The organism is Psychrobacillus sp. FSL K6-1267 (assembly GCF_038003265.1).
Classification (GTDB): Bacteria; Bacillota; Bacilli; order Bacillales_A; family Planococcaceae; genus Psychrobacillus; species Psychrobacillus faecigallinarum.
On the sequence record NZ_JBBOOR010000001.1, the window covers coordinates 1,672,072 to 1,699,045 of the forward strand.

Genomic DNA, 26,974 nt, shown 5'->3' on the forward strand with positions numbered 1-26,974 from the left:
ACAATACCATTAACATTCCTCAGTATTAGAATGTTTTATATTAGTTTAATATTAGAAAAGCGGAAAATTATACTATTATGATTACTCGAAGATATTCGACTAAAGGGGAGAAAGTATGAAAAGAAGGCTATAGAAAGAAATAATGGTTACTGTTTTATTCGTTTCGACAATATTGTCATTTTCACCAATTGCTCACGGAAAAACAACTTCCGTCCAGCAGTCAGATGATGCAATAAACAGAATAGGAGTTGAAAGATGTTGAGAGAAGAAGGGCCATCATCAAGAAAGAATTCTTTATTCCGTTCAAAAAGATTACGAAAATACTTAATAATTTTTGCTTTAACAACAATATCTTTTGTTACGGGAATATCAAATGCATTTGCTGCAACCATAGTAGAATTTGATTACACAGGTCAAGTACAGAGTTGGATTGCACCAAAAGCGGGGAAATATCAATTAGAGGTATGGGGAGCTCAAGGAGGTCAGTCAGGCTATAATAGAACTGAAGGAATGAAGGGAGCTTATAGTTCCGGAAGTATAGATTTGAAAGAAGGAGAAATCTTACAGATTTATGTAGGTGGAAAAGGAAATGAAGGTAAATACTATTATCCAGTAGCTGGTGGTTGGAATGGCGGTGGTGAAGGCGGTTTATACTCTGGAGGATCCGGTGGTGGAGCTACAGATATCCGTAAGGGTGGAAAATCAGACAATGACAGAATTATAGTGGCTGGTGGCGGTGGAGGCGCAGGGGAGGAAAATGATCAAGGTTTTTCAACAGATATCGGTGGTAACAATTCCTCTACAGGTGAAAAAGGTATTTACGATAATGGTGGCGGCGGCGGTGGATTTCTAGGTGGCAAAAGTGGAACAGGAGGTCCTGATGGCCAGAATTCTGGGACGGATGATCAAGGGGGTTCTTCTGGTTCATCTTTCTTTGGAATATTAAAAGATGGTGTTATTGAATACTATGTGAGAGAAGGAAATGGTTACGCTAAGATTACTCTTATAGAACTTCAACAAGCTGTAAAAGAAGGGAAAATAGTAGATACCACTCCACCAAAGACAAAAATTGAAATAAACTCTAGCTCGCTTGTTGAAGATTTATACAATTCTGATGTGACAATTTATTTATCTGCAACTGACGATATATCAGGGGTAAATCGAATTGAATACAAAATAAATGGTAGTGAGTGGATCCCTTATAATGAGGTTTTAATTCTTACTAAAGACGGGGTCACAGCATTTGAATACAGGAGTATAGATAACGAGGGAAATACCGAAGCTACGAATTACGTTTCAATAAATATAAAAAAATAACATCAAATTTGGTGGCTATATTAGCCACTTTTTTTATTTTCATAAAATCCCTAGTTGAAAAATCAAACAAACGTTCTTATAATGAAACAAAAGGAGGGAACAAGTGTGCGCGTTTTAATTTTAAAGTCGATGAAATACAATCAAGTATCCGAAATGATCTATATGAAAAACAATGGTGAAATCAGTAAACGAAGAGTAAAGGTGCTAAGTGTTTCAAAGGATTCATTCCAGGCTTATTGTTTCTTGAGAGGTACAAAAAGGATTTTTAAAATAGAAAACGTACTTGCTTTTGTTCCAGTTATCCAAAAGGAACGTGAGGTTATATGAGTTCTCATGATTTATTTTTCGAAGAAATAAAGAAATCCAAGTACCCAGTAGATCCACGAAGAAATATTAAATGTAGCACATCGATGATGTTAACGGAACATGTAGGTATGCTTCGTGACTATTACGAGGAAGTGAAGAAAGAGCCTAAACCCGAGTTAACCGAGTATGACTATGTACTTCTATCAGAGGCAATCGAACTTGCTTTCTCGTCATATGCAGATACTAAAATTAAACGTTGGAAAGATGGCCAGTTTATTTATAACAGAGGTACAATTGAGGAAGTGGATTTAAAACGTAGGGTGATTCAGCTGCAGGATCCTTTTTATTTATTGGCAATAAAAATGGATGATATAGTAGATGTAACTATCATGGATTGAGGAGTAGTTGTATGAGGAAGACTGATGAGCAAGTAAAAATTGAGCAAACAGTAAATGAACTATATGAAAAATACCCCAAAGGCATGGTTAATTCATTCCTAGAGCGTATTGCGAAATGACAGCTGAAGAATTTGAGGCGACAGTAAAATTATGCGAGTTAATAGAGAGTGCAGAAGCCGATAGACAGAAAGAAACCGCTGACCACTGATGGATGGTGGTTGTTTTAATTAGACAGTTTTACCAACCTCTCTTAAAATGTCTGAAAAAAAAGGGATAGCTAGATTAATACATACCCAGTCAAGCACTCATACTCATGACTAAGCTTTTTGCTGTTTCAACATAAAGAGGAAGCATTTCTTTACCATAATGACATTACCTAAAGCAAAATTTCAGTGCTTGTTATAATTAGTCTTGCTCACTTAGTTGTGGACAGGGCTTTATTTGTCTATTTTTGTCGAAATTTTTCTGGAGGATTATTGAAATTTTAGTAGAATTATTAACATATAGGAGGTAATTTGGATTATGTCTGTTTTAACTATTTTCTCGAGTTAAAATACATTGCAGATAATTAAAGATACTTCGCAATATTAAATAAAAGAAAAGAGGGATAGTAGATGAAGAAATTATTTACATTAAAGAGAATTACTATATTAAGTGCCATAATGTTTCTGTGTTTGTCCTCCACAGCCTATGCTGCAAAATACGCTTATGGATACTCATTAGATGTTATAGGCTATAAATTACAAGGAAGTAACGCAACATATTTTACAACTAATGCAGCTAAGTATTGGAATGACGCAGTAAATACTCGAATTGGTCCTGGTCCAACTTCGAAGAATCTAGTTGCGGTTATGGATTACCCTGATAGTTTTTTAGGACTATATAGACCAAGTCCTATTGTCGCAGGTGGAGTCACTCAATTTTCAATTAGCATAAATGAGAGAACGCTTAAAGCGTATCAAATAGAAAAATATCCGGGGCAAGATTGGAACCAACTAGCTATAAATACAACTGTACATGAATTTGGACATGCATTATTTCTTGCTGATTTAGATGCTAGTCATCTAAATGTTTCAATCATGAGCAATGGAAGAGATAGATTTAACCATGTTCCTAGAAAACAAGATATTAATGAAGTGAAAGCCATGCGTGGATACTAATTTTACAAAAAGGAGAATTTTATATTATGAAAAAAGTATTAATGATCACACTTATTTTTCTCTTCTCAATAGGGTCTGCATTCAGTTTGATAGTTTTGGCTAAATCTGACTCCAACCCCAAAAATAAATTAACTTTTTCGGCAGAAACTCATGCAGATTGGCCAGATTATGATATAAATGAACTTACTGAAAAAGCAGATCTAATAATAATTGGTAAAGTTAAGGATAGTAAAAGGAGTTTAAATAAAATAAGTCAAGACTTTTCTATAGAAAGGCAATTTTCTGATATCACAATTGATAAGACAATTAAAGGAAATATAGAAAATGAAATAGTACTAAACCAAGTTCTTGATTATGTAGAAACTGGAGAAAATTACTTGCTTTTTTTAGACAAAGGTGAAGATGGATATTATTATCCAATGACAGACACTGCTACTATTAAAGAAAGTAATGGGGAATATTACACTAATATAGAAAAATTAGATGGTACTTTTAAAGAAAAAGAACTTATTGATAGAATAGAATTAATTAATAACCAATAACTATTAAATGTAGTTTTTATAGGAGTAAATTTCTTTTCCTCTGTCGAAAGGTGGACAATATGAAGATTAAGTTTTATTTAACGATAGTTATTGTTTTGCTACTCGTGTTATCTGCTTGTACTAATGGTAGTCCTGGTAATCCTTCAGCAAAAGATATTTTAAAGTCTAACAAGGATGCAGATATTTTACAGTACAATGGACTAATATATGAAAATGTAGAAAATTATGATTATCTAACTGATCTCAACCATGTAGTTAAAATTGACGAAATCGGTGAAGTTAAAGAAACTAAAGAATCCTATAGGGGATTTAATGATTTTAGTGCGAGTAAATTACCTGTTGGATCAAAAGTTTTTTCAACAAGTGAAGAATTCAATTATTTCTTAATTATTGAACTAAATGAGGAAGATATTATTTACACTGTAATATTAGAGGGATAGTAATGATTTACTGGAGTTTGGAAAGTTATTTGCATTTTATGATTTTATAAGAGGTTCAAGTGTTTTAGTTAAAAAAAGTCCTTCTCTGTGAGTTGGACTTTTTTAAACTTCAAATGAATACTTTATCATTGTTAAGTAATTTACATAGACGATTCTTTAATTTTATACATGTAAATAAAACGGATGGAAGTAAAGGAAGGGAGATTTAATATGATAAAAGAATTGATTATTCCTGAAGAACTTGAACATATGGAATTACTAGGCACTCAAGTTGATTCCACTAGGAAGGGAGCAAGTATTGTTATACTTGGGGAACATCTGCATGATGACAACAAACGGCCTCCAACCATTCGAGTTTTTACTGCTAATATGGATGCAGAGAAGAAGGTATTTGAAATTGATATTGAGTTGGATTCTTACAGCTTTTTTAAGACCGAAGATGCATTGGATTTTGCTGGAAAATTGCCACATATGTCTGCGTTAGAATTAATACTTTATTTGAATTAAATGAGATCTATTTATAGAAGTAAAACCACTCCGCGAAGAGTGGCTTTTTTGTCTTATATAATAAAAAACTGTTCGTAAAAATGAGTTGGTAAATGTATCTCTAATCCCTTATTGCAAATATTTTTTTACTAAAGCACGCGTTAGTTCAATAAAAAAACAGCATATATAATAGAAATTTTATTTAAACCTTATTTGAATCTCAACTCATGTTTTTCTACATAAATGAATTGCGCCTTTAGTTTCAAAATTTATTTATTTTGAAATGACTTCACCATTATCATTAAAAGTCCATTTATCTAAATCTTGGTCAAAAATAATTTGTTCTTACTGCTTTCACATTATATACTACAACAAAAATTGAGAGAACTTCGACAGACATCGTTTTGCAAACAAAAAGCATCTGTTAATAACAGATGCTTTTTACTCGTGTAGTTGCTAGCGAAAGGATACAGCATGAATCAAAATAATGCTGATTAATTTGATGTGGTGCTGCATCCTTTCTAGTGCTATGGCATATAAACTGGCCACTATGTCTCCCGGCAAAGCGCCAAAGCAACTAACACTACACTTATATTCATCACGGTAAACCACTCCGATTCCTTAAATAGATTTAATACATTTGCAACAGTAGAGGAAACCAATCCTGCATACAACGTACCAACAAACCATCCAGTAGTACTCATAAATGTGGTTAAAGCGGTCGGGAGTATTTGAATTGCACAAAAACCAGTTAATATCAAATTAAATAGTAATTCTATTAATAGAATATAATTTTTTCCAATACTATTCAAGAAATTTGCACATTTATAAATAAATACGATATCTTTGTTGATTAAATTATTAACTTATATTCAACATTATGTCCCGATTATTGAACAACAGTACAATCTTAAACTAACCTGCACCGTTAATTTAATTACACCCTTTCACAAACTTTTTTGTTTTAACACAAATATTTCGTTTGATAAAAAAACCTTTATCCTTAACAGAACAAACTAAAAAATAATATTTATTATTAATTCGTCACACAATCGTCACGAAAAAGGAAAAAATCCTATACTTACCGATGATTTTATTAGATAAAAAAAGCCGAAATCCCTTGTTGTATAAGGATTTCGGCAGGATGGTCCCGACTGGTCTCGAACCAGCGACCCCCACCTTGTCGAGGTGGTGCTCTCCCAACTGAGCTACAAGACCGGAATTTATAAAGTTAAATTGATTTTACCATATTCGAGAGTTGGCGGTATATAGTTTTTTTTCTGGTTCTTTTGAATGGGTGTCATAAAATCCTCACATATAAACCAAATGGGGTACTTGTTTGTGGCTGCTGACTTCCACTAAGATGGAAGAGATAGTGGGAGGGAATAAGATCATGTTAAATGAAGCGCAGGATTTTATGAGACTTTATTATTCAGAAACAGGTAAAGAGGAACAAGAGTTGGTTGCTCGCCTGAAAGAAATAGAAGAAGAGATTAATCGTGATGGTACTTACGTACATACAGCGGAAGAGTTGAATTTCGGTGCTAAAGTAGCTTGGCGCAATAGTAATAAATGTATAGGTCGTTTGTTTTGGCAAAGTCTAACGGTCATAGATAAGCGAGAGTTACATAAAGAAGAAGATATTTTAAAGAGCCTACTTGACCATATTCAATACGCTACAAACGAGGGAAGAATCAGGCCGACAATTTCGATTTTTTCTCCTAGTGATGTCCGTATTTGGAATCATCAGCTGATACGTTATGCAGGATATGAAACGGAGGTAGGGGTCATTGGAGACCCTGACTCTCTATCTTTTACGAAAGTATGTGAGGAGCTTGGGTGGAAAGGGAAGGGCACGAAATTTGATGTACTTCCACTAGTGATTCAAGTGAAGGATCAGCCTGCTAGATTTTTTGACATTCCTGAATCGTATATATTAGAGGTTTCCATTCGCCATCCAGAAATGGAGTGGTTTCAAGACCTACTGCTAAAATGGTATGCCGTTCCGATGATTTCCAACATGAAGCTAGAGATTGGTGGAATTAACTACTTAGCTGCTCCATTTAACGGCTGGTATATGGGTACAGAAATAGGAGCACGGAATCTTGCGGATGATTATCGTTATAACATGTTACCTAAGATAGCTGAGAAAATGGGACTGAACACTAAGTCAAACGCTTCACTTTGGAAGGATCGCGCATTAGTTGAGTTGAATGCTGCCGTTTTATATTCCTTTAAGGAGGATGGGGTCAGTATTGTTGATCATCATACTGCGGCACATCAGTTTAAAAAGTTCGAGGAAATAGAAAGAGATGCAGGTAGAGATGTCAGCGGAAACTGGACTTGGCTTATCCCACCTATGTCACCTGCTACTACACATATTTTCCATAAGCCCTATAACAATGAAAAGTTAACACCGAATTATTCCTATCAGCCAAATCCGTATTAATCATGGATTATTCAGGAATGGAAAGACCATCAATGATAAGATTGATGGTCTTTTGTTATTGGAGAAATTAGGGGGCATTTTGTTGTGTCAACAAATAAAGAAGAGGGTTATGAGATACAACTGTTGAATAAGTAGTTATAGGTAAGTTAATTTCATAAATAGCACTTTGCCAATTAAAAACGAACGTTTCTTACTTGTTCCTTATAGCGGAGGGTTGTAATAATGCATCAGAATGCTCGCGAAAACGACGGTGATCGTTTTCCGCTCACCTCACGGAATGCTTCAGCCTATAGCGGAAAATTATATTATTAGAAAAGAATAAATTTATTTATAGATTGTTCGATTTCAAATCAATAGGAATTATGAAAAGTACCATAAACAAAATTTTACTTTATGATGGGTTCATTAAAATTATTCATGAAGGAATGTGAAACAGATTTTCAGAGCAATGTTGAATTTGTAGAAAAGTATTTGAAAGCTAATATTGTAAGGCAGATCGTGAATAACAAAGTCTTCAAAATTAGCTACGACAATTCTAAAAGATAGATAGGAGTAGTAATATGACTAAAGATAAAATGAAGGGCTTTGTTAGTCTAGGGGCCTTATTAAGTATTTTCGGGTTAATAATGATATTTTCCAGTGTGCATTTTGGTACTTCCTTCGCGGATCATTGGCTTTCAAAAGAGGGAGGGGCAGATACAGAGATATACTTAATGAGAATCTCGGGCTATACAAATAATTTTTTAGCTACTGGGAGTATACTTTTGGGTATTGGCCTTGTCACAATTATGTATTTTTATTATAAAATAATAAATTATAATGAAAAAAACAATGAATAATTTTCTATGTAACGTCTTGGTTTAACGAATAAATATAGCGATATATCGAGGTTTTCTTTATAAGTTACCCAAGTATTTTTAACTTTCTTCATTAAAAAATTTGAAGGGCATCATTCCATTAAGAAATGATGCCCTTCAATATACTCGTTTGTTAAGCCTCTGATACAAATCGATTTCTACCAGCATGCATTCCGGCAGAAAATAGGAGAATAGCAGTCACGATGAATAAAATCATAGGAGTATTCCAGCTTCCTGTCGTATCGTGAACAAAGCCAAAGAAGACAGGACCAATAGCAGCGAGTAAATATCCAATTGACTGGGCAACACCGGATAAGTCAGCAGCCTCCATTGGTGTTCTAGATCGAAGAGAGAAGAACATCATAACTAGCCCGAAGGATGCCCCGCCACCTAATCCTAGGAATACCATCCAGAGTATTGCAAGTGATAGACTTCCGTATAATAACCCTGTGAAACCAATTAAATAGCAAACTGTATACACTGCTACTAGAATTCGCTGATCCTTCATTCTACCTGCGAGTATCGGAATGAGAAAGGTCATTGGAAGCTGTGAGAATTGCATGATAGATAGCATCCAGCCTGACTTCTCTGCTTCCATTCCTTGTGTCTGCAATATTTCAGGAATCCATGCAGCAGTTGTGTAAAAAATAAGCGATTGGAAACCCATACATAAGGTAATTGACCATGTTAGTGGAGATTTTAAGATAGATTTAGCCTTCACTGGATTGGTGTCCGGTCCTTCTGTGACAAGCTGCTGCTTTTTCTTAATTTGTGGTATCCAAACTAAACAGGCAACGATAGCTAAAATAGACCAAAAACCAAGGGCTCCCTGCCATCCAAACGAAGTTCCTTCTGCGATAGGATAGCTAATGCCGGCACCGATGCCAGCTGATAGATTCATAGAAACCGTGAAGATACCTGTGAGTAACCCAATCTGTAATGGAAATTTTAGCTTGATGAAGCTAGGGATCAATACATTTGCAAATGCAATTGCTACTCCTACCAAGGCAGTTCCGAATAATAAGAAAAATGGAGTGCCGATGGAGCGGATTGCAATTCCTACGGCCAGTAGCAATATGGCAAGAAATAATGTCATTTCCATTCCCAACCGACGTGCTATTCTTGGAGCAAATGGGGAGATGATAGCAAAGGCAAGCAATGGGATAGTAGTGATAAACCCTGCTAATACATTAGAAATGTCCAAGCCATCCCTAATATAAGAAATAATTGGACCAACTGCAGTAAGTGGTGCCCGCAGTGTTGAGGAAATAAAAATTATCCCTATGATTAATAGGGCGATTGTTTTTTTATTAGATTCTGGAGTAGTCAACAATTCGAATTCTCTCCTTACACCTTCTGTACTTTCATTCTAGCAAATCCTACACTCTTTAACTGAAAAATTCAACAGTAATACAAATTAAATTTTAGTAAGAAAATTGGATGTCAAACACTATTATCTATATGTTACACTATAAATGTAAATATTTTGAATAATTACATCCTATTATACTAGGAAACACTGAAATAGATAGATACAGAAGATAGTTCTTTTCATCACGTAACTACTATAGATATATAAATAAAGGGGGAGTTAGATGGAACCACAAAAAATTTTATCATTAGTAAATGTTTCCAAAAGCTTTGGGAACAAGCAGGTTCTAAGCGGGATAAACTTAGATGTCTACGAGGGACAGATCATCGGATATATTGGACCGAATGGAGCAGGTAAAAGTACTACAGTGAAGCTAATACTTGGTTTAATTGAAGGTTATTCAGGGATGATTGAGATTTTTGGGGAAAATATACACAAAAGTGATTATACATATAAAAAACGGATTGGCTATGTCCCAGAAACTGCGGAGCTTTATGAAAACCTGACAGCCTTTGAGTTTCTAATTTTTACTGGTGAAATGTATGGACTAACGAGCGAGAAAGCCGAGGAAAAAGCCTTTTCTCTCATGAAAGAATTTGGTCTAGAAGGTGCTTTTCATCAAAGGCTTTCCTCTTTTTCAAAAGGGATGAAGCAGAAGGTATTAATCATTTCTAGCCTGTTGCATGACCCTGATCTTTTGTTTTACGATGAGCCACTTAGTGGCTTAGATGCCAACAGTGTCATGGTTATTAAAGAGATTCTTGCAAAACTTGCTGAGCAAGGCAAAACAATTTTCTATTCCTCTCATATTATGGACGTCGTAGAAAAAATCAGTAATCGAATCGTGCTATTGGTGAACGGGGAGGTAGTAGCAGATGGAAGCTTTGAAGAGCTAAAACAGCAAAGTCAGGAGGGCTCACTGGAGGGGATTTTTAATCAATTGACTGGGTTTACTGAGCATGAAGAGATAGCAGAACGTTTTGTACAAACAGTAAGCGAGGGGAAAAGGCTATGAAGGATTTTGCATCGCTAAGAGTGCTAGATCGCTTTAGGACAGTTTTTCTCAAGCTGGATATTGATTATGACATGATGAGAAGGGTCTTGCAGCTTAAGCTGACGATGGATAGTCGTAGAATGCCTCCTATTTTCAATGGCTCTAAAGTAAAAAAAGATGGAAATCAATTTCTAAAATCTTTATGGATTTATGGACTTTTTGGACTTATCCTGTTGACCCCATTTCTTTTTTTAGGAAATAGCTTTCTTTTTTCTTTTACTATTATGTTCAGCACGCTGTTTCTTATCTTAATGACTTCTATGATTTCCGACTTTTCTGCAGTACTTTTAGATATCCGAGATAAGAATATCTTACAGCCGAAGCCAATTAGCAATAGAACGATCAATGCTGCTAAGACCATGCATATTTTGATTTATATTGTTTTATTGACCGGCTCTTTTGTTGCTATTCCATTGGTAGTTAGTATATTTAAGTTTGGTATACTGTTTGCACTTTTATTTTTGCTTGAAATTATTTTAATAAGTTGTTTGACGGTCATTTTTACAGCTTTTGTTTATCTATTTATCCTACGCTTCTTTAGTGGAGAATTCCTAAAGGATGTTATTAATTACGTTCAAATTTTCCTAGCGATTGGTATGACTGTCAGCTATCAGTTAATAGCACGCATATTTGACATCGTAAATTTAGATATTGGCTATAGCTTCGCATGGTGGCATTTGTTCCTCCCACCTTTTTGGTATGCTGCACCTTTGGAGCTGTTTTTTAATGGCAATGATGCTTTTTATACGATTGTTTTCAGCGTGCTTGCAATTATCATACCTATTTTTGCTGTTTTACTTTACGTGCGACTCATGCCTGCCTTTGAAAACTACCTAGCCAAATTACAGAGCGATTCAAATAGAAGAAAGAAAAAGGCTCGAAGATTGACTACCTTTTGGTCTAAGGTTTTGTGCAGAACGAGTGAAGAGAAGGTTTTTTATAGATTTTCCTCCATTATGTTAAAGGAAGAAAGGGAATTGAAGCTAAAAATTTATCCAATGCTAGGTTTTGCAGTTGTTTTCCCATTTATTATGCTTTTCAATAACTTGAGGTTTAGCAGTTATGAGGAAGTAGCGAGTGGAAATTCGTTTATGGTGATCTATTTTGCGCTAATCTTTGTTCCTTCGGTAATTCCAATGCTTGAGTTTTCTAACTACTATAAGGCCCATTGGATTTTTTACGTAGCACCGATTCCTACTAGAGCTACTGTATATAGTGCAACCTTGAAGGCTACTATTATAAACTATTTTATGCCTATATTAATTCCTTTAAGTATAGTTTTCCTTTGGATTTTTTCCTTTCGAATATGGTTGGACATAATCATAGCTTTGCTAGTTGCAGTAGGACTAACAATAGTTTCCTACTGGATATTCATCAAAGATCCTTTTCCATTTTCCAATACACCGAAGCAAGCTCAGGATAATTCGATGATTAAAGTGTTTGGGTCAATGTTTTTAGTTGGTGTCATGGCATTTGTTCATATGATAGTTACTATAGTTAGCCTCGAGTGGTTATACATTTTAGTGCTTATAATTAGTATTTCCATAGGATGGAAGCTGACTTTTTATAGTAGAAAACAGAAAGTAGATGCATAGAATGGATATTCAAACAGAGCAACAAATTACAGCTTTAATCGAGGCTGATGCTTGGATGATGGATTTATTGAGAGTTGTACAGAATTTGAAGCTTCCGGATTGGTGGATATGTGCTGGATTTGTACGCTCCAAAATATGGGATACATTGCATAATTATGACGCAAGAACTCCACTAGCAGATATTGATGTTATTTACTTTGACCCTAGTTGTCTAGATGAGGAAATGGAGAAAAGGATAGAGCAGAAGTTATTCGCTATCAGGCCAGAAATCCCTTGGTCAGTGAAAAATCAGGCGAGAATGCATGAAGTTAATAATCTCCCTCCCTATAAGTCTGCGACAGACGGGATAGCCAATTTTCCAGAAACGGTGACGGCTCTGGGCGTAAAATTAGAGGGGGATAAGTTAATTTTAACTGCTCCCCATGGAGTGGATGACGTCCTCCAGATGCATGTAAGACCAATTCCTAGATTTAATGCAAGCAGCGACCTTAAAGCGATTTATGAAAGACGTATGATGAATAAAAACTGGAAAGCTATTTGGCCAAAGGTCGATGTATAACTAATGTCGAATACTCATGAGAAATGAAAAAATTTGTAGTTCTTTCCCTTTTTGTCTACACAACATCTTAAAACTGATGAACCGATTGGGCAAACGGTGCATATGATGTTATGACTTGAATACAAGGAGGAAGAACATGAAATATTTGCGACATATCGTGACGAAGGCAGTTGTTGCTAAAGGTAAGAAGAGAACGGAATCTTGTGAAACGCTTCGACCACCAAACACACCTTCTAGCATTTTAGGATGCTGGGTTATCAATCATACTTATCAATCCAAAAAACATGGGAAATTTGTAGAAGTAACAGGAAAATTTGATATTAATGTGTGGTATGCCCACCACGATCACTCCAAAACATCGGTATTTACTGAGACAGTGAACTATAAAGACCGCATCAAACTAAGCTTCAGAGATAAAGACTCTACTGGTGAAGAAGTGCATGTGCGTGTTATTCAGCAACCAAACTGCACGGAGGCTATCATTGTCAATGGTCAATTCCAAGTAACTGTAGAGAGAGAATTGCTTGCTGAGGTCGTTGGAGAAACAACTGTTTGTATACAAGTGTATGATGAAGACTTCGAGGAAGAATGGTCCTATGAAGATGAAAGCTCATCTAGTTCTTCTAGCTCTTCTTCCAGCTCATCTGAAGACTTCCACGATTCGTCCTCTCTTTAATAAGCCGGCGCAGTCCGGCTTTTTTTTTATGGGTTAAAATAGTATATGTTTTTTCCTAATTGGTTGTAGAGACACATACGGAGATATGAAAGTGTAAGCTGTTGTCTAGCTCTGGCTTTATACTCAAGGTCATTTTGAATGAGGGGAATCCAACTGTACTAGAGAAGGTTAATACTCTTTAGGAGTGTAATAGCGGGAAGTTGAGTCCGAACTTGAGGAAGGTCAATGAAAGAGGATAACAGATGCGCCTCACCTCTTTAGTAATGTGTTTTTTCCAACATAAAACAAATAAAAGAGCTCGCATTATGTCTGCTTCATTTATTTAATTTGTTATAATAGGTGTAGTAACAATGAGAAGAGGTTAACAATGACTACAATAACTCCAATGATGCAACAATACTTAAAGATTAAAGAAGACTACATAGATGCTTTTTTGTTTTTTCGTCTCGGCGATTTTTATGAACTCTTTCATGATGATGCGATTAAAGCAGCATCTATTTTGGAAATTACTTTAACAAGCAGGAAGGACGGCATTCCGATGTGTGGGGTGCCACACCATGCAGCTCAGAGTTATATTGAAACCTTGATCACAAAAGGGTATAAGGTGGCAATCTGTGAGCAGGTGGAGGATCCGAAAGTAGCAAAAGGGGTGGTAAAACGAGAGGTTGTACAACTCGTGACTCCAGGCACTCTAATGGAAGGAAAGTCGCTACAAAATAAAACGAATTATTTTATTGCATCTGCTGATTTACTGTCTACAGATGAAATCGTCTTCTCTTATCTAGACGTATCTACTGGTGATGGGTTTACTACTATTATAAAAGGCGACGAAAAGGAAGTAGTTCAGCAGCTATTAGCATTGCAAGCAAAGGAACTGATTGTAAGCGAGCAAATGTATTTAGTAATCAATGAATTATCCTCGATTCACAATTTTGTACTGTCTATCGAGCAGGAGGAGCTGACAGATGAAGAAGCAGAAAAGTATGTCAAGGATCATCCGGTTACTACACATCGTACCGTCAAAAGATTACTAAAATACATACAAAAAACACAAAAGAGATCGCTTTTACACATTCAGCCCTTAACTTTCCAAGAAAGAGAAGCATTCCTAGCAATGGATTACCATTCCAAACGCAATCTAGAACTTGTATCTTCTATCCGGAATGGAGATCAAAAGGGAACATTATTATGGTTGCTCGATGAGACAGTTACAGCAATGGGTGGAAGAAAATTAAAACAATGGATTCATCAGCCACTTGCCACTAAGCAGGCGATTGAATCTCGACTTGATATCGTCACGAGCTTCTTAGATGATTTCATGCTTAGAGAGGAAATTAAAGAACTGTTTAAAGAGGTATACGACTTAGAGCGTTTGGTCGGAAGAATAGGATTTGGAAGTGCAGGAGGTAGAGATCTTGCCCAGCTAAGACAGTCTCTTTCTAAAATCCCGCAGATTAAACAGCTGTTATCGGAAACGCAGGACGAAACGTTACAGCGTTTGGGAGAAGCAATTGAGGATTGTCAGGATATATGGAGAAAACTTGCAGATGCAATTAGTGATCAACCACCGATTTCCGTGAAAGACGGAGGGGTTATTAAAAACGGCTATAACGAACGTTTAGACCAGCTTCGAGATGCTTCTGTTAACGGGAAAAAGTGGATAGCAGAGCTCGAGCAAAGAGAGCGTGAAATCACGGGAGCAAAAAATTTAAAAATAGGCTATAACAGAGTGTTTGGATATTATATCGAGCTGACCAAATCGAATATCCATTATGCAGATGAATCTAGATATGTCCGGAAACAGACACTGGCAAATGCGGAACGGTACATAACGGACGAGCTGAAAGAGAAGGAATCTCTTATTCTATCTGCGGAGGACGAAAGCTTAGTGCTTGAATACGAACTTTTCACCGAGCTCCGAGAGGAAATTAAACATTATATTCCGCTTGTTCAAAAGCTGGCCAAACAAATTAGTGAGCTAGATGTGTATATTTCCTTTGCAGAAGTTGCTGAAAAACATCGTCTGACGAGACCTGTCTTTCATAACTCGAAAGCTATGATTATCAAAGAGGGCAGACACCCAGTTGTAGAGAAAATGATGAACAACCAATTATATGTCCCTAATGACTGTGTGCTCACTGAAGAAGAAAATATGATGCTAATTACTGGACCTAATATGTCTGGTAAGAGTACCTTTATGAGACAGGTGGCAATAACTGTCATTATGGCACAAATCGGTTGCTATGTACCAGCTAAATCAGCAGAATTGCCGATAGTAGATAAAATATTTACACGAATCGGAGCTGCAGATGACCTTGCTGGTGGTCAAAGTACTTTTATGATTGAAATGATGGAATCGCAACATGCCATTGTCAATGCAACAAGCAATAGTCTTCTTCTATTTGATGAAATTGGTCGAGGAACGTCCACATATGACGGCATGAGCCTTGCTCAGGCGATGATGGAGTATATTCATAATCATATTGGGGCAAATACGTTATTTTCTACCCATTATCATGAGCTGACGGAACTTGAGCAAACATTGTCCCATCTACGAAATGTTCATGTAGCTGCTACGGAGAAGGATGGTAAGGTCGTATTTCTTCATAAGCTACAGGATGGGCCAGCAGATAAAAGCTATGGTATTCATGTGGCAGAGCTTGCGATGCTTCCGGAAGGAATTATCTCAAGAGCTAGGGAAATCCTTGATACCTTCGAGCAGCAGGACAAAAAGGAATCAAAAAAGGAGAATGAGTCAAATACTCAGCTATCATTTTTTGATGAGTTGCCTACTCCATCAACTACTCCTAAAATAGTGCAAACGAAAACTTCAGACAACGAAACAACCGAAAAAATAGTAAAAAGGCTTAAGAAGGTTAACATTTCGGGTACTACACCTTTAGAGGCTCTTCAATTATTATATGAACTGCAAAATGAGCTAGATTAAAACATAATAGGTGGTGAGCAACAATGGGGAAGATCGTCGTAATGGAAGAGCTTTTATCCAATAAAATAGCGGCGGGGGAAGTAGTGGAGCGTCCTGCCTCCGTCGTGAAGGAATTAGTGGAGAATGCCATTGATGCAGAAAGCACCTCCATTGAAATCATGCTACAAGAAGCAGGACTAGCAGAAATACAAGTAACCGACAACGGAAAAGGTATGGATGAAGAGGATGCTCTTCGTTCCTTTTCCAGACATGCCACTTCTAAAATAATGACTGAGCATGATTTGTTTCGTATTCGCACCCTAGGTTTTCGTGGGGAGGCACTTGCTAGTATTGCCTCTGTATCTAAAATCCTTCTCTGGACATCCAATGGGGAAAACATCGGTACAAAGGTGGAATTAGAAGGCGGGAAGATTCAATCTTGTACCCCGGCTCCCATTCGCCGAGGGACTGATATCGTTGTGAAGCAGTTGTTCTTTAACACACCAGCACGACTTAAATATTTGAAAACTATTCAAACGGAGCTAGGTCATACTATCGATCTTATTAATAGGCTAGCACTTAGTTTTCCTAAAATAGCTTTTAAGCTTTCACACAACGACCAAACAATCCTACAAACTAGTGGCCGCGGAGATTTGAGACAGGTTCTTGCCTCTATCTACGGAGTGTCCAATGCTAGAAAAATGATTAAATTTGAGGCAGAGTCCTCTGATTTTAAAATTTACGGATATGGTACGCTTCCAGAGATTACGAGAGCATCTAAAAACTATATGACGATTCTTGTCAATGGCCGTTGGGTAAAGCATTACGGGCTGAACAATGCAATTGTAGAGGCGTATCATACCTTACTCCCAATAGGTCGTTATCCGATTGTCGTATTGAACATAGAAACAGACCCAATGCTAACGGATGTTAATGTTCATCCCGCGAAGCATCAAGTCCGGCTGAGTAAGGAAAAGGAACTGATGGAGCTTGTGAAGAAGACCATCCGTTCTGTTATGCATCGCTCTCAGCAGCCGCCGGAGATTAAAGAAAAACCCGTAAGGCCAAAGCCACAGCCTAGCTACCAGTTTGACTTTTTTAAACAAACATACGAGTCGGTAAAGCCTCCTCAGAATGAGGAGCAAGATACTACGACTCCTATAGCTACTTCTACTCCATTAGGCCCTGAAGACACCAATTGGGGAGGAACCCCTAAGGTCTATGAGGAATCGTCTCCTCTTACGGAAGAAGTATACCCAGAAGAAATCATAGAACAAAAAGAGCCGTTTCCAGATCTTCATGTGGTTGGTCAAATCCATGGTACATATATTGTGGCGCAAAGTGAGGATGGGTTTTACTTGATTGACCAGCATGCGGCTCAAGAACGCGTCAAATACGAGTATTATAAAGAAAAGGTAGGAGAGGTTGATGCAACTGAGCGCCAAGCGCTTTTATTGCCACTCACATTCCACTACTCTTTAGATGAATCCTATCGTATTAAGGAATCTTTGGAGGAGCTACACAAAGTAGGGATATTCTTAGAGGAATTTGGTTCTTCCAGCTTTGTTGTCAGAGACCATCCAGCTTGGTTTCCTAAGGGGCATGAAACGAAAATTATCGAAGGACTGATCGAGCAAGTATTGACGAACCGAAAAACAGATATTAAAAAGCTTCGGGAAGAAGCTGCGATCATGATGAGCTGTAAGCTCTCGATTAAAGCAAACCATTATTTAACTTTACATGACATGGAGCAGTTGCTAGTCAGCCTTAAAAATGCAAAGCATCCACTGACTTGTCCGCACGGTAGACCAGTCATTGTCCATTTTTCTACGTATGAAATTGAAAAAATGTTCAAAAGAGTAATGTAGGAGGGGTTATATGGGGAAGTATATTTTATCAATTGATCAAGGAACCACTAGTTCAAGGGCTATTCTGTTTGATAAGGAAGGTAACATCGTTCATTCTTCTCAAAAGGAATTCAAGCAGCATTTTCCGAAATCAGGCTGGGTAGAGCATGACGCAAAAGAAATTTGGGGAACTGTGCTCTCGGTATTGGCGGCCGTATTAACGGAGAGTGGAAGTCAGCCGGGAGATGTCCATGCAATAGGGATAACCAATCAGCGGGAAACGACAGTTGTCTGGAACAAGCATACAGGCAAACCTGTATATAATGCGATTGTATGGCAATCAAGACAGACTCAGTCTATTATCGATGACCTTAAGAAGGATGATCTAGAATCCTTCTTTCAAGAAAAAACTGGCTTAAGGCTGGATCCTTACTTTTCGGCAACTAAGGTCAAATGGATTTTAGATAATGTCGAGGGGGCAAGAGAGCAGGCAGAGGCTGGAGAACTGCTGTTTGGGACCATTGATACATGGTTAATCTGGAAGCTTTCAGATGGAAAAGCACATGTCACAGATTATTCAAATGCCTCTCGAACGATGATGTATAATATTTTCGAGCAAGAGTGGGATCAAGAGATTTGCGAGAAGTTAAATATACCGATGAACATGCTACCTACAGTTGCTTCCTCCTCAGAAGTTTATGCAAAGACAGATCCGTCTGTTTTCTTTGGCAAGGAGGTAGACATAGCTGGTGCCGCAGGAGATCAACAGGCTGCCTTGTTCGGTCAATGCTGCTTTGAAAAGGGCATGGCGAAAAATACCTACGGTACAGGTTGCTTCATGCTATTAAATACCGGGGAGGAAGCCGTAACATCTGACTCTGGTCTACTAACGACAATTGCTTGGGGCTTGGATGGTAAAGTCACATACGCATTAGAGGGAAGTGTATTTGTGGCTGGTTCAGCCATACAATGGCTACGAGATGGACTCCGTATGCTAAAACATGCAAGTGAATCTGAGAACTACGCAAAACGAGTCGACTCTACAGAAGGTGTCTATGTCGTACCTGCCTTTGTTGGCTTAGGAACCCCATATTGGGATTCTGATGCAAGAGGTTCAATTTTTGGGCTCACACGAGGCACAACCAAGGAGCACTTTATACGTGCGACACTGGAATCACTTGCCTATCAATCAAAGGATGTTTTAGATACGATGATGAAGGATTCTGGTGTGGAGGTAGAAGTTCTCCGAGTAGACGGTGGGGCAGTAAGTAACGAATTTCTCATGCAGTTCCAAAGTGATTTGTTAAATTTACCTGTAGAGCTAGCGAAGCTCAATGAGACAACAGCACTGGGTGCTGCATTCCTAGCAGGATTGGCAACGGGATTTTGGAAGGATGAGCAAGAGCTTTCGAACATGAGAGAAAGCCAGCGCTTGTATGAGCCGGAAATGGATGAGGAAAAACGTAAGAGATTATATAAGGGCTGGAAACTAGCCGTAGAAGCAACAAGACTATTCAAAATATCAGAACAAGGAGTGGACTAAGTGAAATCTTCAGTAGAACGTGAGCAAATACTAAACACACTAAACTTTTACGAATTTGACGTATTAGTAATCGGAGGCGGGATTACTGGTGCAGGTATTGCACTAGATGCAGTAACAAGAGGTATGTCTGTAGCCTTGATAGAAATGCAAGACTTTGCAGCAGGGACATCTAGTAGATCTACAAAGCTGATCCATGGTGGTTTGCGTTACCTTAAGCAAATGGAAATAAAAATGGTTGCGGAGGTCGGAAAAGAACGAGAAATCGTATATGAAAATGCGGTTCATGTTTCTAAGCCTACCGGTATGCTTCTACCGTTCCATAAGCAAGGGACATTCGGACCTTTAAGCACTTCTGCTGGCCTTAAGCTTTATGATTATCTGGCAGGAGTCAAAAAGGAAGAGCGTCGTTTGATGCTTTCTGCAAAGGAAACATTAGAAAGAGAACCTTTAGTAAAAAGTAAAGACCTTCTTGGTGGAGGATATTATGTAGAGTACGTGACAGACGACGCAAGGCTAACGATTGAAGTTGTAAAGAAAGCGATTGAAAAGGGTGCTGTTTGCTTAAACTATGCTAAAGCTAGATCATTCCTTTATAACGACGAAAACAAAGTGGTCGGTGCTGAAATTGTTGACATGGTAACGAACAAAAGAATAGCAATCCATGCTAAAAAAGTAGTTAATGCGACTGGACCATGGGTTGATGGTGTGAGAGCACTTGATGCAATCGAAAACAAAAAAAAGCTGCGACTAACTAAAGGTATTCATGTAGTAATTGACCAATCTATTTTCCCTCTCCGTCAGGCAATATATTTTGATACACCTGATAAGCGAATGGTATTTGCTATACCTAGAGATGGAAAAACATATGTTGGAACGACAGACACCTTCTTTGAAGGCAAAATTCAAAATCCAGTAGCTACGCTAGAGGATGTGGAATACTTAATAGATGCGATTCACTATATGTTCCCTGATGTAAGAGTTGGAGTAGAGCATGTAGAATCCACATGGGCTGGTGTACGACCTTTAATATACGAAGATGGTAAAGACCCTTCTGAAATTTCCCGGAAGGATGAGATTTGGCAATCGGAGGCTGGCCTTCTAACAATAGCGGGTGGTAAGCTGACAGGCTATCGCAAAATGGCAGAGACGATTGTAGATAAAATTTCCAAGCAGCTTGGGGACGAAAAGTATGGTCCTTGTGTAACGAAACATTTAAATTTATCCGGTGGAGAAACTGGGGGCTCTGAGCAATTTGAAGGTTTTGTTACAGTAAAAGAACAAATTGCTCCTTCTTATGGTTTGTCACGTGAGGAAGGTAGAAGATTAGCTAAACTCTATGGCTCTAATGTAGATAAAGTATTTCAATACGCTCATATTCTATCTACCGTTCCTTCAAATTTACCGCTAGGTCTGCTTGCACAGGTGTATTATGCAGTTCATGAGGAAATGGCATATTCTCCTGTGGATTTCTTAGTTAGAAGAACTGGTATGCTCTATTTCCATATCGATCAGTATAAAATGTATAAGGATGAAGTATTAAATGTTATGAAGCAATTGCTCCAATATTCTAAGGAAGAGACCGAAAGTTATTCGCAACAATTGGAAGAAGCATTACTAGATGCTATGTTTTCGGAAGGTAGTGTTGTCGAGTGAAGGAAATTTTAGAAGCGAAGATGTCAGATGGTCATCTCATTTATGTAATGAAAAATGTACCAAATGATACACCAATCGGCCATGTACACCTTTTACATGGCTTGGCTGAACATATCGATCGTTATGATGCGTTTGTGCATTTCCTTGTCGATAAAGGTTTTATCGTCAGTGGACATGATCATCGGGGACATGGTAAGACTGCTGGAAAAAATGGTAAGCTAGGTTATTTTGCAGACCATTCAGGCTTCGAGAGAATAACAGAGGATGTACGAGAAGTATTGATAACCGTCCGAGAAGGAATAGGCGAAATTCCTGTTATTTTATTTGGTCATAGCATGGGCTCGTTTGTCGCCCGTCGATATATGCAAAAATATAGTGACTCCCTGTCAAAAGTTATTCTAAGTGGTACAGCATTTGATCCTGGAATAATGGGAGACATGGGAAGGTTAATTGGTAAAATAGCTTCTAGGATAAAATCACCGCAAGCGGAAAGCCCATTGCTTAACTCGCTTGCCTTCGGTGGATTCAACAAGCAAATCGATCAACCAGAGACTCAGTTTGACTGGTTAAGCACTGACAAGGTAGAGGTAAATAAATATATTGAAGATCCACTTTGTGGATTTATCCCATCTAACCAGCTGTACGTGGATATGTTCGGTGGGATGAGATCCATTCATAAGGAATCGGAAATCATGAAAATTCGCAAAGATTTGCCAGTGCTGCTCATTAGCGGTGGGAAGGATCCTGTCGGAAAAGACGGCAAGGACATTTTTAAAGTAGCGGAAGGTATGAAAAAAGCAGGTATGTGGGATATAACCGTGCAAGTGGTGGAAGGTGCAAGACATGAACTCTTAAAGGAAAAGGGAAAAGATAAAACAATGGACTACATTTACAAATGGATGATAAAGGATGAATAAAAAACCAGCTGTTATTGCAATTGTAGGGCCAACCGCAGTAGGCAAAACGGCGTTAAGCATTGGGCTAGCAAAGGCTTACAATGGGGAAATCATCAATGGTGACTCCATGCAGGTTTACCGAGAGTTAAACATTGGTACCGCGAAAATTACAGAAGATGAAATGGCAGGAGTTCCACACCATCTGTTGGACATCAAGGATCCGACAGATGGCTTCTCTGTAGCAGAATACCAAAAACTTGTACGAGACAAAATAGAAGAAATTGCTTCTAGAGGTAAAGTGCCCATTATTGTTGGGGGAACTGGTCTTTATGTGCAATCGGTACTATATGACTTCCGCTTTACGGAACAGCCCAAACTAGATAGAACAAGGATACAGGAGCTTGAAGGCCTTAAATCGGAAGAATTATATGCAAGACTTCTAAAAAAAGATCCGGAGGCTGCTAAGGATATCCATCCGAACAACGTCCAAAGAGTAATCCGTGCAATTGAGAGGCTAGAGCTAACTGGAATGCAGCGAGATGAAATTGAACAAAAACAAGGACATGAAAAGGTTTATCCCCATTATATTATTGGTCTTAATATCGACCGCGAAGTGCTCTATGAGCGCATTAACAAACGAGTAGATATCATGGTGGAGCAGGGGCTGTTGAAGGAAGTGAAGGGACTTTATGACAAAGGTATTAGGAACTCGCAATCCATCCAAGCGATTGGATACAAAGAAATTTATGAATATTTGGATGGGAAGAAAACGCTTGAAGAAGCGCTTGAGCGATTGAAGCAAAACTCTAGAAGGTATGCCAAGCGTCAGCTAACCTATTTCCGTAACAAAATGGATATTCATTGGTTTAATCCGTTTGAAGACAATAAAAGAATTTTAGAAGAAATTAATAGCTTTTTGCAGGAGAATAAATAATTAAGGCGAATAGTTAAAGTGTTAGGGTATTTTAGCGTAAAATGCAAACGGGGGTATTAAGATGAAACCGATGAATATTCAAGACAATTATTTAAATCAGTTAAGAAAGAACGAGATTTTTGTAACAGTATTTCTTTTAAATGGATTCCAATTAAAAGGAACAGTTAAATCATATGACAATTTCACAGTATTGTTTGAATCAGATGGGAAGCAACAATTAATTTATAAGCATGCGATTTCTACGTTTGCTCCATCTAAACCTGTTAAATTATCAGAAGAGTAAAATCGAATCCATTGACAGTTCCACTTGCTCCTATTATTATTTGATAGAATCTTTAAATGAAGTGGAGAGGTTAAATATGAAGACTATTACGACAGATGAGCTTCTAAAAAAAATAGATGCAGGCGAGCAAGTAAATATTATTGATGTACGTGAACAAGAGGAAGTGGATGCAGGTATTATTCCTGGAGCAAAGCATATCGCATTAGGGCAAGTGGAAACAAGCTTGGATCAAATCGACCCGTCCGTTCCTCATTACATAATTTGCAAGGCTGGTGGCCGCAGTGCAATGGCTTGCGAAATTCTAGAAGAGAATGGTTACGACGTAACTAATGTGACAGGCGGAATGATGGCCTGGGACGGCGAAGTACAATTCTAATATCTACTATACAAAGGGGCTAATTTCATTTTTTGAAATTAGTCTTTTCTCTTTTATCAAAAGGAAGTAATGCTTTCATAAATGAAAGTATATTTTTATCCAACAAAACACAAATTACAACGAATAGAATTAGGAGATGCATCATGGAATTTATAACTACTTTATCAAAAAATGTAACAGAACTGGCAGAATCAGCTGAATCTAAGATTGTCGAACAACATAAAGAAGTGGAAGGAATTGCTTTTCACAATCAACAGAAAGTGCTTCATGCATTTAAGGAGCATCACGTGAGTGACCATCATTTTAACCCTTCAACTGGATATGGCTACGATGATGAAGGACGTGATACATTAGAAAAAGTGTATGCAACGACTTTTGGAGCAGAGGCGGCGCTTGTTCGACCGCAAATCATCAGTGGTACTCATGCGATTTCTATCAGCCTATTTGGAGTTTTACGCCCAGACGATGAATTATTATATATAACTGGGAAACCCTATGATACATTGCAATCGATTGTCAGTGGTGGAGAAGAGGACACTGGATCTCTAAAAGACTTTGGCATTAACTATCAGCACATTGACCTTTTAGAAGATGGTGCTGTGGACTGGGAAGCAGTAAAAAATGCAATACACGACAAAACCAAGGTAGTGGCGATTCAACGGTCTAAAGGTTATGCAGTCCGTCCTTCCTTCACAGTGAATCAAATTAAGGATATGGTCGAAAAAATTAGAGGGATCAAAAAGGATGTCATTATCTTTGTGGACAACTGCTATGGAGAGTTCGTTGAAACCCTTGAGCCAACTAACGTCGGAGTTGATTTGATGGCTGGTTCTCTTATTAAAAACCCAGGTGGCGGTATCGCTAAAACTGGTGGTTATATTGCAGGAAAAAAAGAATTTGTTACAAAATGCGCTTATAGAATGACTTCACCGGGTATAGGTTCAGAGGCGGGTGCTTCACTGAATACATTATTAGATATGTATCAGGGATTTTTCCTAGCTCCACATGTCGTTTCGCAAGCGGTAAAAGGCGCTATCTTTACCTCAGCAGTTTTGGAGGAAGTAGGCATGACAACCGAGCCTCATTATTCACAGAAGCGTACGGATTTAATACAATCCGTCTCCTTTCAGACGCCAGATCAAATGATTCAGTTCTGCAAGGCAATCCAAGCACATTCACCTATTAATGCACAGTTTGCGCCAGAACCAGCTTACATGCCAGGCTATGAGGATGATGTAATAATGGCTGCTGGAACCTTTATACAAGGCTCAAGCATGGAACTAACTGCAGATGGACCGATTCGTCCTCCTTATACTGCTTTTATCCAAGGTGGATTGACATATGAACATGTGAAATATGCGATTTTGGGGGCAGTTCAGTCTTTATATAAATAACAAAAAAATACCACTTTCTAAAAATAGAGAGTGGTTTAATTTTTTTGAAAATTTTATGTAAGAATTGTTGACATGGTGTTGACATGTTAGCTAACATCACATATACTATGTTTATAACCTACATAGGAGGTGCAGCGATGGAAAAGGAATGGAGACGTTCCATGCCACTGCTATCGATGAATATTGTCATGCAGCTAACAGGATTAACAGCAAGACAAATTCGATATTATGAAGAGCAAGAATTAGTTCAGCCTGCACGAACGGAAGGTAAGCAACGCATGTTCTCATTAGACGATATCGATGTCCTGCTAGAGATTAAAGACTTATTGAAATCTGGTGTGAACATAGCCGGTATTAAACAAATTTTTGAGATGAAGAAAAATCCTGCAACCTCCAAGGACGTCCGACAAGTAATCTCTGATCAGGAGTTACGCGAAATTGTTAAGGAAGAAATGCGATTGGCACAAAGACAGCAGCGAGCTTCTTTGAGGCAGGGGGACTTATCTCGCTTTTTTCGTTAAGTGAGTTTAAAAAAATATCAAATATTTAGGAGAGTGGAAAAATGAGTAAGTATACAAAAGAAGACATCAAAAAGTTCGTTCAAGAGAATGAGGTGAATTTTATTCGTCTTCAGTTTACAGACATACTAGGTACGATTAAAAACGTGGAAATTCCAGTGAGTCAGCTCGACAAAGCTCTTGATAATAAAATGATGTTTGACGGATCTTCTATCGAAGGATTTGTTCGTATTGAAGAATCTGATATGTACTTAGTTCCAGATTTAAATTCGTGGGTAGTATTCCCTTGGATTACAGGAAAAGGGAAAGTAGCTCGTCTAATCTGTGATGTAAATAAAGCAGACGGAACTCCATTTGCTGGAGATCCTCGTAGTAACTTAAAAAGAATTTTAAAAGAAATGGAAGAACTAGGGTTCACTAGCTTTAACTTAGGGCCAGAGCCGGAATTTTTCCTATTCAAATTAGATGCTCAAGGTGAGCCGACGCTAGACTTAAATGACCATGGTGGTTATTTCGATTTAGCTCCAGTAGATCTTGGAGAAAACTGCCGTCGTGATATCGTACTTGAGTTAGAGGAAATGGGCTTTGAAATTGAAGCATCTCACCATGAAGTAGCTCCAGGGCAACATGAAATTGACTTCAAATATGCGGATGCTATCACTGCTTGTGACAACATTCAAACATTTAAGCTAGTAGTTAAAACGATTGCACGTAAACACGGATTGCATGCAACATTCATGCCAAAACCATTATTCGGTGTTAACGGTTCAGGAATGCACTTTAACGTATCATTATTTAAAGGTAAAGAAAATGCATTCTTCGATGAGTCAGCAGACATGAAAATGAGCGAAACATCTATGCAATTCATGGCCGGTGTATTAAAACACGTCCAAAGCTTCACTGCAATTACAAACCCGACTGTAAACTCATATAAACGTCTAGTCCCTGGTTACGAAGCGCCTTGCTACGTTGCATGGTCTGGTCAAAACCGTAGTCCACTGATTCGAATTCCTTCTTCTAGAGGATTAAGTACTCGTATCGAGGTTCGCTCAGTAGACCCAGCTGCAAACCCATACTTAGCTATGGCTGTAATTCTTCAAGCTGGATTAGATGGTATCAAAAACAAATTAACACCACCGCCAGCTGTAGACCGTAACATTTATGTTATGACAGAAGAAGAGCGTATTGAAAACGGTATTCATAACTTACCACCATCATTACACGCAGCTATCCAAGAACTTGGTAAAAATGAGATTATCCGCGGAGCTCTAGGCGAACACATCTACGCTAACTTCGTAGAAGCAAAAGAAATCGAATGGGATATGTTCCGTACAACTGTACACCCATGGGAACGTGAGCAATACTTGAAGATGTATTAATAGTAAAGCGTTGG

At 37.9% G+C, this 26,974-nt stretch carries 26 protein-coding genes and 1 tRNA gene; 24 read left to right on the forward strand and 3 right to left on the reverse strand.

From position 1 onward, the window contains the following. Positions 1-255 precede the first annotated feature (255 nt). From MHB55_RS08280 to MHB55_RS08310, 7 genes are all read left to right on the forward strand, one after another. A complete protein-coding gene (locus MHB55_RS08280) occupies positions 256-1,317 on the forward strand; it encodes a glycine rich domain-containing protein (protein ID WP_340863011.1) in 1,062 nt (353 codons plus the stop codon). Positions 1,318-1,422: 105 nt separating this feature from the next. Then, positions 1,423-1,644 (forward strand): transcriptional regulator, encoded by a 222-nt coding sequence (locus tag MHB55_RS08285; protein ID WP_340863012.1) that lies wholly within the window; start codon positions 1,423-1,425, stop codon positions 1,642-1,644. Beyond that, positions 1,641-2,021, forward strand: a complete 381-nt coding sequence (locus MHB55_RS08290) for a YolD-like family protein (protein WP_340863013.1) — start codon at positions 1,641-1,643, stop codon at positions 2,019-2,021. Before MHB55_RS08285 ends, MHB55_RS08290 begins: the two co-directional genes overlap by 4 nt. 614 nt (positions 2,022-2,635) lie before the next feature. After that, positions 2,636-3,181 (forward strand): hypothetical protein, encoded by a 546-nt coding sequence (locus tag MHB55_RS08295; RefSeq protein ID WP_340863014.1) that lies wholly within the window; start codon positions 2,636-2,638, stop codon positions 3,179-3,181. 26 nt (positions 3,182-3,207) lie between these two features. Then, the gene (locus MHB55_RS08300) at positions 3,208-3,723 is read left to right on the forward strand and encodes a hypothetical protein (RefSeq protein WP_340863015.1); all 516 of its coding nucleotides are present in this window, start codon (positions 3,208-3,210) and stop codon (positions 3,721-3,723) included. Positions 3,724-3,782: 59 nt separating this feature from the next. Next, entirely contained in the window at positions 3,783-4,163 is a 381-nt protein-coding gene (locus MHB55_RS08305; RefSeq protein WP_340863016.1) for a hypothetical protein, read from the forward strand. Between the two features lie 210 nt (positions 4,164-4,373). Next, complete coding sequence (locus MHB55_RS08310; RefSeq protein ID WP_340863017.1) at positions 4,374-4,670, forward strand: hypothetical protein; 297 nt, start codon at positions 4,374-4,376, stop codon at positions 4,668-4,670. Positions 4,671-5,197: 527 nt separating this feature from the next. Here the strand turns inward: MHB55_RS08310 and MHB55_RS08315 are convergent. Next, positions 5,198-5,461, reverse strand: coding sequence for a hypothetical protein (locus MHB55_RS08315; RefSeq protein WP_340863018.1), 264 nt, complete (start codon positions 5,459-5,461; stop codon positions 5,198-5,200). A 333-nt stretch (positions 5,462-5,794) separates the two neighbouring features. Next, positions 5,795-5,867, reverse strand: a tRNA-Val gene (locus tag MHB55_RS08320). 175 nt (positions 5,868-6,042) lie between these two features. On the opposite strand from MHB55_RS08320, the gene MHB55_RS08325 reads away from it, so the two are divergent. Together MHB55_RS08325 and MHB55_RS08330 are read left to right on the forward strand one after the other, a co-directional pair. Beyond that, positions 6,043-7,098 (forward strand): nitric oxide synthase oxygenase, encoded by a 1,056-nt coding sequence (locus MHB55_RS08325; RefSeq protein ID WP_151110281.1) that lies wholly within the window; start codon positions 6,043-6,045, stop codon positions 7,096-7,098. A 560-nt stretch (positions 7,099-7,658) separates the two neighbouring features. Then, complete coding sequence (locus MHB55_RS08330; protein ID WP_144541791.1) at positions 7,659-7,937, forward strand: hypothetical protein; 279 nt, start codon at positions 7,659-7,661, stop codon at positions 7,935-7,937. A 151-nt stretch (positions 7,938-8,088) separates the two neighbouring features. On the opposite strand, the gene MHB55_RS08335 is transcribed toward MHB55_RS08330, so the two are convergent. Beyond that, on the reverse strand, positions 8,089-9,288 hold the full coding sequence (locus MHB55_RS08335; protein WP_151110279.1) for a CynX/NimT family MFS transporter: 1,200 nt from the start codon (positions 9,286-9,288) through the stop codon (positions 8,089-8,091). 262 nt (positions 9,289-9,550) lie between these two features. Between MHB55_RS08335 and MHB55_RS08340 the strand changes: the two genes are divergently transcribed. The 15 genes from MHB55_RS08340 to glnA all read left to right on the forward strand — a co-directional run bounded on the left by MHB55_RS08340 (position 9,551) and on the right by glnA (position 26,960). Then, the gene (locus MHB55_RS08340; protein WP_151110277.1) at positions 9,551-10,342 is read left to right on the forward strand and encodes an ABC transporter ATP-binding protein; all 792 of its coding nucleotides are present in this window, start codon (positions 9,551-9,553) and stop codon (positions 10,340-10,342) included. Then, complete coding sequence (locus MHB55_RS08345) at positions 10,339-11,976, forward strand: hypothetical protein (RefSeq protein WP_151110275.1); 1,638 nt, start codon at positions 10,339-10,341, stop codon at positions 11,974-11,976. The genes MHB55_RS08340 and MHB55_RS08345 overlap by 4 nt, the downstream gene beginning before the upstream one ends. A gap of 1 nt (position 11,977) precedes the next feature. Then, the gene (locus MHB55_RS08350; protein WP_340844358.1) at positions 11,978-12,535 is read left to right on the forward strand and encodes a nucleotidyltransferase family protein; all 558 of its coding nucleotides are present in this window, start codon (positions 11,978-11,980) and stop codon (positions 12,533-12,535) included. Positions 12,536-12,671: 136 nt separating this feature from the next. Then, positions 12,672-13,211 carry an outer spore coat protein CotE gene (cotE, locus tag MHB55_RS08355; RefSeq protein WP_144541801.1) on the forward strand — a complete coding sequence of 180 codons (540 nt, stop codon included), beginning with the start codon at positions 12,672-12,674 and terminating at the stop codon, positions 13,209-13,211. Between the two features lie 367 nt (positions 13,212-13,578). Next, the gene (gene mutS, locus MHB55_RS08360) at positions 13,579-16,158 is read left to right on the forward strand and encodes a DNA mismatch repair protein MutS (RefSeq protein WP_191697962.1); all 2,580 of its coding nucleotides are present in this window, start codon (positions 13,579-13,581) and stop codon (positions 16,156-16,158) included. 23 nt (positions 16,159-16,181) lie between these two features. After that, the gene (gene mutL / locus MHB55_RS08365; protein WP_191697961.1) at positions 16,182-18,005 is read left to right on the forward strand and encodes a DNA mismatch repair endonuclease MutL; all 1,824 of its coding nucleotides are present in this window, start codon (positions 16,182-16,184) and stop codon (positions 18,003-18,005) included. A gap of 10 nt (positions 18,006-18,015) precedes the next feature. Further along, positions 18,016-19,527 carry a glycerol kinase GlpK gene (gene glpK / locus MHB55_RS08370; RefSeq protein ID WP_151110267.1) on the forward strand — a complete coding sequence of 504 codons (1,512 nt, stop codon included), beginning with the start codon at positions 18,016-18,018 and terminating at the stop codon, positions 19,525-19,527. Beyond that, positions 19,528-21,180: a glycerol-3-phosphate dehydrogenase/oxidase gene (locus MHB55_RS08375; RefSeq protein WP_144541809.1), complete on the forward strand. Its 1,653-nt coding sequence runs from the start codon at positions 19,528-19,530 to the stop codon at positions 21,178-21,180. It begins immediately after the preceding gene. Further along, positions 21,177-22,097: an alpha/beta fold hydrolase gene (locus MHB55_RS08380; RefSeq protein WP_318245425.1), complete on the forward strand. Its 921-nt coding sequence runs from the start codon at positions 21,177-21,179 to the stop codon at positions 22,095-22,097. The genes MHB55_RS08375 and MHB55_RS08380 overlap by 4 nt, the downstream gene beginning before the upstream one ends. After that, positions 22,090-23,010, forward strand: a complete 921-nt coding sequence (gene miaA, locus MHB55_RS08385) for a tRNA (adenosine(37)-N6)-dimethylallyltransferase MiaA (protein WP_191697960.1) — start codon at positions 22,090-22,092, stop codon at positions 23,008-23,010. The genes MHB55_RS08380 and miaA overlap by 8 nt, the downstream gene beginning before the upstream one ends. A 61-nt stretch (positions 23,011-23,071) precedes the next feature. Next, positions 23,072-23,293, forward strand: coding sequence for an RNA chaperone Hfq (gene hfq / locus MHB55_RS08390; RefSeq protein WP_144541813.1), 222 nt, complete (start codon positions 23,072-23,074; stop codon positions 23,291-23,293). A 76-nt stretch (positions 23,294-23,369) separates the two neighbouring features. Then, positions 23,370-23,669, forward strand: a complete 300-nt coding sequence (locus MHB55_RS08395; protein WP_144541815.1) for a rhodanese-like domain-containing protein — start codon at positions 23,370-23,372, stop codon at positions 23,667-23,669. Between the two features lie 143 nt (positions 23,670-23,812). After that, the gene (locus tag MHB55_RS08400; protein ID WP_154310998.1) at positions 23,813-25,063 is read left to right on the forward strand and encodes a methionine gamma-lyase family protein; all 1,251 of its coding nucleotides are present in this window, start codon (positions 23,813-23,815) and stop codon (positions 25,061-25,063) included. Between the two features lie 137 nt (positions 25,064-25,200). Next, a complete protein-coding gene (locus tag MHB55_RS08405) occupies positions 25,201-25,584 on the forward strand; it encodes a MerR family transcriptional regulator (protein ID WP_144541819.1) in 384 nt (127 codons plus the stop codon). Between the two features lie 41 nt (positions 25,585-25,625). Next, positions 25,626-26,960, forward strand: a complete 1,335-nt coding sequence (gene glnA, locus MHB55_RS08410; RefSeq protein ID WP_144541821.1) for a type I glutamate--ammonia ligase — start codon at positions 25,626-25,628, stop codon at positions 26,958-26,960. Positions 26,961-26,974 lie beyond the last annotated feature (14 nt).